7 protein-coding genes are annotated in these 13,063 nt (G+C 42.2%); all 7 read left to right on the top strand.

Annotated elements, in window-relative coordinates; genetic code table 11:
• Nucleotides 1–18: 18 nt before the first annotated feature.
• The 7 genes from ABUA47_RS05015 (at nt 19) to ABUA47_RS04985 (ending at nt 13,048) form a co-directional block, all read left to right on the top strand.
• A complete protein-coding gene (locus ABUA47_RS05015) occupies nt 19–294 on the top strand; it encodes a putative quinol monooxygenase (RefSeq protein ID WP_005826936.1) in 276 nt (91 codons plus the stop codon).
• 78 nt (nt 295–372) lie between these two features.
• On the top strand, nt 373–2,232 hold the full coding sequence (locus ABUA47_RS05010; RefSeq protein ID WP_005832990.1) for an SLC13 family permease: 1,860 nt from the start codon (nt 373–375) through the stop codon (nt 2,230–2,232).
• A gap of 88 nt (nt 2,233–2,320) precedes the next feature.
• Nucleotides 2,321–5,062: a heparinase II/III family protein gene (locus tag ABUA47_RS05005; protein ID WP_035449061.1), complete on the top strand. Its 2,742-nt coding sequence runs from the start codon at nt 2,321–2,323 to the stop codon at nt 5,060–5,062.
• A 91-nt stretch (nt 5,063–5,153) separates the two neighbouring features.
• Nucleotides 5,154–7,958: a two-component regulator propeller domain-containing protein gene (locus ABUA47_RS05000; RefSeq protein ID WP_178611695.1), complete on the top strand. Its 2,805-nt coding sequence runs from the start codon at nt 5,154–5,156 to the stop codon at nt 7,956–7,958.
• A gap of 119 nt (nt 7,959–8,077) precedes the next feature.
• Complete coding sequence (locus tag ABUA47_RS04995) at nt 8,078–9,205, top strand: ATP-binding protein (protein ID WP_035449057.1); 1,128 nt, start codon at nt 8,078–8,080, stop codon at nt 9,203–9,205.
• Between the two features lie 194 nt (nt 9,206–9,399).
• Entirely contained in the window at nt 9,400–9,915 is a 516-nt protein-coding gene (locus ABUA47_RS04990; protein WP_009038048.1) for a sigma-70 family RNA polymerase sigma factor, read from the top strand.
• A 46-nt stretch (nt 9,916–9,961) separates the two neighbouring features.
• A complete protein-coding gene (locus tag ABUA47_RS04985; protein ID WP_035449056.1) occupies nt 9,962–13,048 on the top strand; it encodes a SusC/RagA family TonB-linked outer membrane protein in 3,087 nt (1,028 codons plus the stop codon).
• The last annotated feature ends 15 nt before the right edge of the window (nt 13,049–13,063 follow it).

Here is a 13,063-nt window from a genome sequence, read left to right as displayed (position 1 = left end):
CTTAAAATTTATACAAGTATGATTAGATTAAATGTTTTTATTCAGGTAAGTGCGGAGAACCGTGCCGCAGTATTGGAATCTGCCAAAGAACTGGTTGCATATTCCTTGAAGGACAATGGATGCATTGCTTATGATGTGTTTGAGAGCGCCACTCGCAGCGATGTTCTTATGATTTGTGAAACATGGAAAGATGCAGAGTCATTGTCTGCCCATGAAAAAGCAGACCATTTTGTGGCCCTGGTGCCCAAAATCCAGGGGCTGGCTGCCATGAAGTTGGAAAAATTCGAGTTCTGAATCAGTAATTTGAGGTAGTAAGGGGTTGTGTGATCATGCGTAAATAAGTATATTTGTGCATTCTTAATATACATATTTATGCTGATTACCCTTATTATCCTTGTTCTCTCCGCTGCCTTTTTTGTAGCAGGCAAAGTCCGTTCGGACATTGTGGCGCTTTGTGCGCTGATTGGTTTATTGATATTTCAGATTCTTACTCCTGAAGAGGCCCTTTCCGGCTTCTCCAACTCGGTGGTGATTATGATGGTGGGCTTGTTCGTTGTGGGCGGCGCCATTTTTCAGACCGGGCTGGCTAAAATGATAAGTTCGCGCATTTTAAAGCTGGCAGGCAAAAGCGAGCTGAAACTCTTCTTGCTGGTTATGCTGGTTACCTCTGCCATTGGTGCTTTTGTGAGCAATACGGGAACGGTGGCTTTGATGCTGCCTATCGTGGTGAGCTTGGCACTGAGTGCCGGAATGAATCCTAGCCGTCTATTGATGCCTTTGGCTTTTGCCAGCAGCATGGGCGGTATGATGACACTTATCGGTACGCCTCCTAACTTGGTCATTCAGAATACATTGACGGGAGCGGGCTTTGAACCGCTGTCTTTCTTCTCCTTTTTGCCGGTGGGCATTGTGTGCGTGATAGTGGGAACTTTGGTTTTAATGCCTCTGACCAAATGGTTTCTCTCCAAGAAAGGTAAAAAGAATGACGGAACATTGTCGGGCAAATCATTGGACCAACTGGTACAGGAGTACGGACTTTCCAGCAATCTGTTCCGTTTGAGGGCTGTCAATGACTCCCGTCTGATAGGAAAAACCATCATAGACCTGGATGTACGCCGCAAGTATGGTCTGAATATCATTGAAGTACGGCGTGTAGACTCTTCCCAACATAGATTCCTGAAAACCATTACCCAGAAATTGGCATCGCCCGATACGACCATTTGGGTGGGCGACGTGCTTTACATTACGGGAGAGGTGTCGAACGTAAATCGTTTTGCTGAAGACTTTTTAATGGAAATGCTCGACGGGCATACCACTGAAGAAGCCTCCAAAGCCGACAAGTCCCTTGACTTTTATGACATCGGAATCGCCGAAATCGTGTTGATGCCCTCTTCCAATATTGTGAACCGGACGGTGAAGGAAGCAGGGTTCCGTGATAAATTTAATGTAAATGTATTGGGCATCCGTCGTAAGAAGGAATATATATTACGTGAATTGGGACGTGAGCGTATGCATAGTGGCGATGTTTTGCTGGTGCAGGGTGCGTGGCAGGACATCGCACGGATAAGCAGGGAAGATTCCGATTGGGTGGTATTGGGGCAGCCTTTGGCAGAAGCCGCCAAAGTGACGCTGGATTATAAAGCGCCCATAGCTGCCGCTATCATGGTGCTGATGGTTGCCATGATGGTCTTCGACTTTATTCCCGTGGCCCCGGTGACAGCGGTGATGATTGCCGGCTTGCTGATGGTGCTGACGGGATGTTTCAGGAATGTGGAAGCCGCCTATAAAACGATAAACTGGGAAACGATTGTGCTCTTTGCAGCCATGCTCCCCATGTCTCTTGCACTCGAAAAAACCGGTGCCTCGGAATATATATCCAACAGTCTTGTGAGCGGATTGGGCAGTTATGGTCCTATTGTGTTGATGGCAGGTATCTATTTCACCACTTCATTGATGACCATGTTCATCAGCAATACGGTGACGGCAGTGCTGATGGCCCCTATTGCTCTTCAAAGTGCGATTCAGATTGGAGTAAGTCCCGTTCCGTTCTTGTTTGCCGTGACGGTTGCGGCAAGCATGTGTTTCGCTTCTCCGTTCTCTACACCGCCCAATGCACTGGTGATGCCGGCAGGACAATATACATTCATGGATTATATAAAAGTGGGGCTCCCGTTGCAGATTATTATGGGAGTGGTGATGGTATTTGTGTTGCCGTTGCTGTTTCCTTTTTAGATATATTCTTATTAATTGGAAAAAACACACTTATTGGTTGAGTGTAAAGAGGAGATTGTACGTATTAAAAGGAAAAAAGATAGATACTATGAAAAAGATTCTTTTATTAATGGCAATTTTCTTTTCTGTATTATTGCAGGCACAGCTCAACACTCTGTCTATGAATCTTCCCCAAGGGCATCCGCGTTATCTGACTGATGCCGGTGGAAAAGAGACTACTTTGAAGTTGATAAGTAATGAACCGTGGGCGGAAGAAGTGTTCGGAAAGCTGAAAAGCAAGACGGATGTTTATGTCCGGTTGACAGAAGCACAGCCGGAATGGTTGCTTTCGCGACTTGCCATGTATTGGGAATCGCATGCCACGGATGTATATGTAAAAGGTGAAACCTTTGATTATGCCGGTGGAGAAAAAGCTCCAGTTCCAACCGTACGCTATACGGGGACACGAGGGACCTTTGCTACACACAGTCGTCCGAAGTTGGAAGATGTCGTTCCTTACGATGACGCCGGTGGCAATGTTACGTTTTGCAACAACTCTTTGCCGGGACGCCCCATGGAAAGTGTGCACCCTTCCAAAACCGGTCGTAACATAGAAAGCCTGAACCGTGAAATTATGGGCATTGCCCGTGATGCAGCTTTCCTTTACTGGCTGACGGATGATGAGAAATATGCAAAATTGGCAGCCGGAGTTTTTGATACCTACATGCAGGGCATCTATTATCGGAATGTCCCCGTTGACCTGAATCATGGGCACCAGCAAACTTTGGTGGGCATGACTTCTTTCGAGGTAATCCACGAAGATATTCTTAAAGATATAGTTCCTCTTTATGATTTTCTTTACGGCTATTTACATAGCAATTATGCCGATAAACTGGAAATCTATGCCGGAGCTTTCAAGAAATGGGCAGAGAATATCATAGCAAACGGAGTGCCTCATAACAACTGGAACCTGATGCAGGCGCGTTATGTCATGGACATTGGCATGATTTTGGAAGATAATAGATGTTATGCCGACGGTAAGGGGCGTGAGTACTACATTGATTATGTGCTCAACCGTTCCAGTATCCGTCAATGGAGCCTGAAGAAACTGGCGGATTATGGCTATGACTCAAATACCGGTATTTGGGCGGAGTGTCCCGGTTACAGTGGTGTTGTACTTAATGACTATGCCAACTTCACCAATCTGTTCGACCGTAATTTGGGATATGATTTGACTCTGGATTTGCCGGTTATTCCGAAAGCAGTAGCCGCTACTCCCCAATATCTGTTCCCCAACCGGATGATGTGCGGATTTGGTGATACCCATCCCGGTTATTTGAATACTTCTCCAATAATCCGTATGATAGAGAATGCCCAGGTCAATGGCAAGAAAGAGCAGGAGGATTATTTCACGGCTTTGTTGAAGTGCTTGAAGCCGGATATGGGTGAGGCGAACGGGAAACGGAATGCCCGTGTCTCCATCAATTCTTTTTTTGACGATAAACCATTGGTGCTGAATCCTGATATTAAGGCTGGCAAGATAGAAGATTATGTATCACCGTTGTTCTATGCTCCGAATGTGTCATGGTTGGTGCAGCGCAACGGGATGCATCCACGCCACAGCCTTATGGTATCGCTGAATGGCAGTGAAGGCAATCACATGCACGCCAACGGAATCTCTATGGAGCTTTATGGCAAAGGCTATGTTTTGGGTCCCGATGCCGGTATCGGCTTGTATCTGTATAGCGGATTGGATTACTTGGAATATTATTCCCAGTTTCCCAGTCATAATACGGTTTGTGTAGACGGTATATCGAGCTATCCGGTAATGAAGAGCAACCATGCTTTCCGTGTGAACTCTTGCTTTCCGGCACCGGTATCAAAGAAAGGAGAATTTTATCCGATTACATATAGTGAAGTCTACTTCCGCGAACCGGAGAGTTGTGCCGACCAGACCCGTCTGACGAGCATCGTCACCACGGGACCGGAAACCGGTTACTATGTTGACATATTCCGTAGCCGTAAAGTGCAGGGTGGAGACAAAATGCATGATTATTTTTATCACAATCTTGGGCAGACGCTTTCACTGACCGGTACAGACGGTACCGATTTGGGGTTACAGCCTACCGAAGAACTCTCTTTTGCCGGCGCACATTTGTATGCCTATTCTTATATCTACAACAAGAAAGCAGTGCAGACGGCTAAGGATGTAAAGGCCTCTTTCACTATCGACATGAAAGACGGAGATGATATTTCCATGAACTTGTGGATGAAAGGGGAAAAAGGCCGTAAAGTCTTTACCGCTTTGTCTCCCATGACTGAAGGTTATAGCCGTACTCCGGGGATGCCCTATAATATCAAGGAACAGCCTACCCTGACATTTGTTGCCAGACAGTCAGGAGAGGCATGGAGCCGTCCGTTTGTGGCAATCTATGAGCCGTCTTCGGTAAACGAACCGGGACAGATTGAGTCTGTCACTTTTCCGGAGGTGGAATGTAAGGACAAAGGGAGCCATGTCGCAGTTTGCGTTGAACAGAGGAATGGTCGTAAGGATTGTATTTTATCCTCAGACAACGCGTCGCACCCTTGCGGCATGGGGGATATGAAGGCAAAAGCTGTTTATGCTTTATGCGGAAACAAGGCGGGAAAAGAAACTACATTGTTTTTGGGAAACGGTACTTTGCTGCAAACTCCTCGGGTTACTATAAAATCTGAAAAACCTGCAAATGTTTTGTTGGAACATCAACTGGATGGGTGGTATTATGAAGCCTCTGCCGATTGTACGATTACAATAAAGGGACAGACATACAAAGCTAAGGCTACAAAAGGATTGGAATATTTGGGAAGATAGTTATATCATTCCCTCTATTTTTAAGCTTGAGGTAGCTATACAGTTGATGTTTTTCGTTATATTTGCACCATAGAGTAAAGACTACAGTGTAATGAAAAACATAATAAAATACATTTTTCTTTTTCACTTGTTGATGTTCTGTGCATGGGCCTATCCAAGTACATATACCTTGCGTGGCTTGTCGGTATCCGACGGACTGTCTGATTTGCTGGTCAATGCCATTTATAAAGACTCTTTGGGATTTGTCTGGATAGGTACGGGTAATTCTTTGGAGCGTTTTGACGGAAGCCATATCAAACACTATCCGATAACCGGTTCCAATGAGAAATTGAAACGTGTCAATGTTATTGCCGAAATGGAAGATAACCAATTGTGGATGGGGAATGGCATGGGATTGTGGCGTTTGAACAAAGAATTGGATGCTTTGGAACTTATTGTCCCCGATATGATAAATTGTGCAGTCCACTCTTTGCTTCATGATGGAAAAGGGACACTCTATATCGGTAGTGCGAAAGGGCTCTTTTTATACAAGAAAGGAAACTTGGAGCAAATATTACTGGATAAAAATGCCCTTTCTGCTTCGAATGTTGTAACCGGACTTTCATTGGATGAGCAGGGCATGCTATGGATGGCAACCGAGAAGGGACTGTATTCGTTACGATTGTCTGACAGAAAAGTGAAAGCCTATCATAATGTAAAAGACGGCAAGCATGTGTGTGCTTTTAACAATATCACCCGTATCGGTTCTACCATTTATCTGGGTACTATGGACCAAGGGATTATTTCCTTTGACACCCGTTCCGGAGAATTTGAGCATTTTGTGGAGGTGGGGTGCAACATCATCTCTTCCCTTTCCAGCGACGGCAAAAATATGTTGTATGTAGGAACGGATGGCAATGGAGTGCATTTCATAGCCACAGACCGGCGGAAGGTGGTCCGTACCATGCGGCATGAGACGGGTGACAATGAAAGCTTGCGTTCCAATTCCGTTTATTCGCTTTTGGTAGACCGGAACGGAATGATTTGGATAGGGTTCTACCAGTTGGGACTTGATTATACTTTATATCAGAGTGATTTGTTTGAGACTTATGCTTTCCCTCCTTATTTCAATTCCAGAGACATGCCTATCCGTGCCCTTGCCATCAATGGGCATGAAAAGCTGGTAGGTTCGCGTGACGGCTTATTCTATATTGATGAGAAAAGGAATCGTTTCAAAAGTTTCCAGTCGCCCGAAATGCGCTCCGGCATGATATTCTGTATTTTATTTTATGAAGGAGAATATTATGTAGGAACTTACGGCGGAGGAATGTACATCTTCAATCCGGAAAGGTTGACCATACGTGACTTTGCACCTGACGGTGAACAGCAACCTTTTGTAAAAGGACATATCTTCTGTATCAAGCAGGATGCGGAAGGAAATTTATGGATAGGAACTTCTCAAGGCGTTTATTGTTATAAAGACGGCAGGCAGGTGGCTCACTATACCAGTTCCAATTCCAGGCTTCCTGAAGGCAATGTCTACGAAATCTATTTTGACTCTACCCGTAAAGGATGGATTTGTACGGAAAATGGCGTATGTATCTGGGACCCTTCTTCTGAAAAGCTTCGTACGGATATATTTCCTGAGGGATTTATCCATAAGGAGAAAATCAGGGTCGTTTATGAGGACTCCGGGCATAATCTTTATTTTTTTCCGGACAAAGGCTCTCTGTTCATATCCGATTTGTCTATGAACAGCTTCCGGCGTTTGCATCCCGGTACTCCTTTGGAGGGGCGAGACGGGATGTTCATTATAGAAGATCGTAAAAAATGGCTGTGGATGGGGACGAGTGACGGTTTGTTCCATTATGACAAGAATGACAATTTTATCCCTTATAACTTTGTAGACGGTATTCCGAGTTCCATTTTTACCCTATGCCCGCCGGTTTGTGACGCGGAAGGGAATCTCTGGTTTGGAAATTCTAAAGGATTGGTCTCTTTGGATGTTGCTCACATGAATCAGAAGAAGCATGATTTTTATCCGGTCAAGGTAACTGATGTGCATATCAATGGCAAGCCGTCTACTTATCCGATGGTCACCGTTGGAAGTGGTATTTCGAGAATCGGGTTGGAGCCTTCGGAGAAAAATGTCACTTTCTGTTTTTCCGACTTTTCCTATACTTCTCCTGCTTTTATGTCCTATGAATACCAGTTGGAGGGTAGGGATGACGGTTGGATAGCAATTACAGGGCGTTCGGAAGTGACCTATTATGATTTGCCTTCCGGTTCTTATGTGTTTAAGGTGCGCCGTATGGGGGAACCGGATTCGGAAACTCTGCTGAAGGTGGAAATCGCTTCTGTTTTCAGTGGTTGGCTTGCTTGGGGGATTGTTGTAGCAGTACTGTTGGCCGGTGGAGGCTATTATTTCTTCGGGCGTGGAAAAAGACAAGCCCCTGAGCAGGTACAGGTCGTGAAAGAAGAACAATCTGTTGCGGTGGAGACAAAATCGGTATCCGAAGAAAAGTATAAAAGCGTAAAGGTCAGCTCGGAAGAGTGCAGGCGACTGACGGACAAGCTGGAAAAAATCATGCATAAAGACAAGCTTTATAAGCATTCTGATTTGAAGATAGCCGATTTGGCTGCTGCCATTGATACGTCTGCCCATACACTTTCTTATCTTTTCAATCAATACTTGGAACGCAATTATTATGATTATATCAACGATTACCGCATTGCCGAGTTTAAACGTTTAGTCAATACGGAAGAGTATTCCAAATATACGCTGAGTGCTCTTGCCGAACTTTGTGGCTTCAGTTCCCGCGCTTCTTTCTTCCGTTATTTCAAGAAAGCTACGGGAATTACTCCGAATGAATATATCCGAAGCATAGGAGGGAACAACGAATCATTGTCCGACTGACATACTGCTTCCCATGAATTTTATAATATTTGTGGAATTGAATCCGCGAATTTTATAAGATTTGTGGATTTTGTCTTTTGATAGTTGTATCTTTGTCCTTGACCAAATTCTTTAGGATTATGATAGAACGAATATTGAGGCAGAAAATAGAGGGAATGATTGGCTCTGAAAAGGCCGTCATTATCATGGGGCCTCGGCAAGTAGGTAAGTCTACCTTGCTGCATGAGATGTTTGGAGCGTCACAAGATGTATTGTGGTTGAATGGGGATGAACCGGATGTACAAGAGTTGTTTGCCAATGTTACTTCTACTCGTTTAAGGGCAATCATTGGTAAGAAGAAATATGTGATTATTGATGAGGCGCAGCGCATTGCTGATGTAGGAGTAAAATTGAAACTCATCACTGACCAGATAAAGGAGGTCCAACTCATCGCAACCGGAAGTTCGTCTTTTGAATTGGCTTCCAAACTGAATGAACCGCTTACGGGGAGGAAACGGGAGTATAAGATGTATCCATTGTCATTTGGCGAGTTGGTGGAGCATACCAACTTGTTGGAAGAGAAGCGGATGATTCCTCATAGATTGGTGTATGGTTATTATCCTGAAGTTGTGACCAATCAAGGAGATGAAAAGCTGATTCTGAAAGAGTTGGCAGATAGTTATCTTTATAAGGATATCCTTACTTTGGATTCGATAGGAAAACCGGACAAGCTGGTGAAACTGTTGCAGGCATTGGCATTGCAGATTGGTTCGCAGGTGTCATATAGTGAAGTAGGGCAGTTGGTGGGGCTGGATACTAAGACAGTGGACAGATATATTGATGTTCTTGAGAAGAATTATGTAATCTTCCGTTTGAATTCTTTTGCCAGAAACCTGCGTAATGAGTTGAAAGTTAGCCGGAAGATTTATTTTTATGATAACGGAATCCGCAATGCGGTATTGGCTAATTTCTCTATGCTTGAGAGCCGTACCCATGAAGAAGCCGGAGCTTTATGGGAAAACTTCATCATTTCGGAGCGTTTGAAGCGGAATGCTTATTCCGGCAGTTATTGTAATTACTGGTTTTGGCGCACTCAGCAGCAGAAGGAAATCGACTATATCGAAGAAGAGGATGGTAGAATCTCCACCTTTGAGTTCAAGTGGAATCCTCTCGCCAAATACAAATATCCCAAGCAGTTTGTAGAAGCCTATCCGGAAAGTAGTTTTACGGTTGTCACCCCTGCCAATATGGAGATGTTTTTACTGTAATAGTCTCAAATTATTAATTGATACTGTGAGTCTCATATTCTTAAGTCGCTATATATTAGTGACTTTCTTTGTTTTTAGTCTAACCGTATTAGTTGAGATTTGTATGCCCTTCAGAAGTGTTGTTTTTATTGAAATAGAAGTTATTTTTGCATTGTTCAATCGAACGGAAAACATAAATCGTAATCTAATTTATTATGGAAAACTGCATGATGACATCCCCCCAATTGATAGCTGATTCTTATGAGCGTTATCATTTTTCGGTTTACCTGTATATATATAATAAGGTGAATAATAAGGAAGAGGCGGAAGACCTTTCTCAAGATGTATTTGTCCGTCTGATGGACTATAAACAAATGCTCCGTCCCGATACTGTCAAGTTTTTCATTTATACCATTTCGCGTAATTTGGTGAACGACTATTTGCGTCGCTATTATAAGAAACAAGAGATTACCTCTTATATGTATGATAGGACGGAGGTTGGTCATAATGAGGTGGAGTCTTGTGTGGTAGCCGATGATTTATTGGCTTGCGAGAAACGGCGGGTAGAATTTCTTCCGTCGCAGCGTCGTAAGATTTATGTCATGAACCGTTTTGAAGACAAGTCTGTCACAGATATTTCGGAAGAATTGAATCTTTCGCGCCGCACGGTGGAGAACCATCTTTTCATCAGCCGTAAAGAGGTACGCGAATACTTGAAGCAATGTATCTAATTAGGTATTGATAATAATATAGTGTTAATTTTAAATTTATAAATTTATGAAGAATGAATTTCTAAAGTTCTCATCGAGAAGAATTTTATTCTCAGCGGCAATGGTATCAGCTTTGTTGGCGGGGAGTCCGCAGATGGCATTTGCCGAAGCGAACGATGTTCAGGCTGTTATGCAGACGAGTGTAGTTAAAGGTAGGATTCTTGACTCTACTGGTGAACCGATTATTGGTGCAAGTATTATAGAAAAAGGTACTACCAATGGAACAATTACTGATATTGATGGAAACTTTTCATTGAGCGTTTCTTCATCTAAAGCTATTTTAGTTGTTTCTTATTTAGGTTATAAATCTGTGGAATTATCAGCTTCAGATAAAAAATTAAATGAGATAGTGTTGAAAGAAGATACAGAAATGCTTGATGAAGTTGTTGTAGTGGGTTATGGCGCAGTTAAGAAATCTGATTTGACGGGTGCCGTAGCTTCTGTTTCTACAAAAGAATTGACGGCTGCTGGTATCTCCAGTGCAGCTGGTGCTATGCAAGGCGTAGTGCCTGGTGTCAATATTCAACGCTCATCTAATAAGCCTGGTAGTGGGTATAATATCTTGATTCGTGGTTTGAATACAGTTAGTGGTAGTACCAAACCATTGATTGTAATTGATGGTGTTCCTGGTGCTGAATTGGAAAACATCAATCCTGATGACATTGAAAAGATTGATATATTGAAGGATGCCTCTTCTACAGCTATTTATGGTTCCAGAGCTACGAATGGAGTTGTAATCGTGACTACCAAAAGAGGAAAAGCCGGAGCTCCTAAAGTCAGTTATGATGGTTCCGTTGGATTTAAAAATTATATGAATGCTCCCGATATGATGGATGGACAGCAATATGTCCAACTTGCACGGGAATACTCTCGAGCTACTAAAGGTAACGGAGAATATGTTTCGGATGATAAAATATTTTCAGCATCAGAATTGGTTGCTATTGAAAATAATAATTATATGGATTGGTTTGATGCTCTTACTTCTACTGCGTGGATGAACAGTCATACACTTTCAGTTTCTGGAGGAACAGAGAAATCATCCTATGTGGCGTCTGCGGGTTATCATAATGAAGATGGTTGTCTTCAACCTCAGTTTTATAAGCGATATAATCTGCGTGCTGCCGTTGACGTAACGCCTAATGATTACTTTAAGTTCGGGGTAAGCCTTTATGGAACTTTTTCTGACCAAGAAACTGGTAATGAAGATGGTTTGCAGACTATTTATCGTTTACGTCCTACTTATCATCCTACTAATCTTGTGACAGGTGAGCAGGAATTCAAATATGGTAGCGGACAGTTCAATCCTTTTGTAACTCAGAAAAACCAATCATGGAGATATAAGAAATATGATGTTCTGAGTAATTTATTTGTAGAGTTTAATCCTATTAAGAATTTGGCGTTACGCTCTACATTTTCTCCCGATCTTCAATTTATTGACTATGGTATGTATGCAGGTGCTTATACTAAGCGTAATCAAGGTTCACAAGCTACTGCATGGTATGAGAAAACTACCATTTTGAATTGGGTTTGGGATAATATGGTTACTTATAATTTTGATTTGATGAAGGACCATCATTTTGATTTGACAGGTGTTTATTCAATGACCGAATATCAGAATGAATTTATGCGTGGTGACGGTGCCGGTCTTTCTTATAATTCTTTATGGTATGCTTTGCAAAATGGTGCAAAAACGAATAAGACTCAATCTAAGTACACTAAAACATCATTGATGTCGTATTTGGCACGTTTGAACTACAATTATAAAGGCAAGTATTATGTGACTGCAAGTATGCGTTATGACGGTTCTTCCAAATTGGCTGAAGGACATAAATGGGGAGGTTTCTTCGCTGGTGCATTGGCTTGGAGAATCACTGAAGAAGAATTTATGAAAGATATTGATTGGCTGAATAACTTGAAATTGCGTGTAAGTTTCGGTCAGTCTGGTAATGATAATGTAGGTGCTTATCAGACACAAGGTTCTATCAGTGGCGCTCAGTACTATTCTTTTGGAACGAATGATGTAATTGGCTACGTGCCTAACAATTTGCGTAATATGGAATTAGGTTGGGAGAGAACAACAGAATATAATATCGGTGTTGATTTTGGTTTCTTGAACAACCGTATATCAGGTTCTTTTGAGTACTATAACCGTTTGACAGAAGATTTGATTATGAACAAAACTCTTCCCATTACTCTTGGTTATTCTTCAGTAAAGGCTAATGTTGGTTCTGTTCGTAATAAAGGTTTTGAATTTGTATTGAATACGGAAAATATCCGTACAGAAGACTTTTCATGGAGAACTTCATTCAATATAGCTTATAATAATAATAAGATTGAAAAGCTGCAATATATAGAAGATCTGACTTCAAGAGGTAAGTCATTCGAAGGAATGAAGGGTGATTATAGCAATCTTTGGGTGGTAGGACAACCTATTGACATCAACTATAATTTGATGACTATTGGCGTATGGCAGTTGGACGAAGCAGAAGAGGCTGCTAAATATGGATGTAAACCTGGCCAATATAAAGTACTGGATCTAGATAAAAATGGTAAAATAGATGATGCTGACCGCGTAATTGATGGTAAGCGCACCCCGGATTGGACCGGTGGTATGGTTAATACTTTTAATTATAAGAATTTTGATTTATCGGTAGGTACTTCTTTCCAATTGGGCGGTCGTATGCGTAATCAATTCTATGTGTCTTATGCACTTGAGAACAATAATATGAACTTAAATAATATGGTGAAAGATTATTGGACCCCAGAGAATCCTACTAATGAATCGGCTCAACCCGGTAATATGGGAACTTATCGTGGCAAAGCAGGTTCGTGGGGAAATCAGAAGTCGGACGTTTCACATACAATGTCATCATCAGATTTCTTTAAAATAACTCATGTTAGTTTGGGATATACATTTGATAAGAAATTGATTTCTAAATCATTCTTGACCAATTTGAGATTGTATTGTACGGTTCAAAATCCGATGATTATTTGTGCTGATAATGTTATTGTTCCCGAACAGTTACCTACAAATGTATCTAGCACAGACCTTATGACACGCAATGTGATGTTTGGAGTGAATGTTTCTTTTTAACAAATCGAAATTAAA

Origin of the sequence: Bacteroides sp. RTP31139st1_H2_RTP31139_211217 (genome assembly GCF_040227615.1) — a bacterium.
In the GTDB taxonomy this organism is placed as follows: Bacteria; Bacteroidota; Bacteroidia; order Bacteroidales; family Bacteroidaceae; genus Bacteroides; species Bacteroides uniformis.
This window is presented reverse-complemented; position numbering and strand designations above follow the sequence as displayed.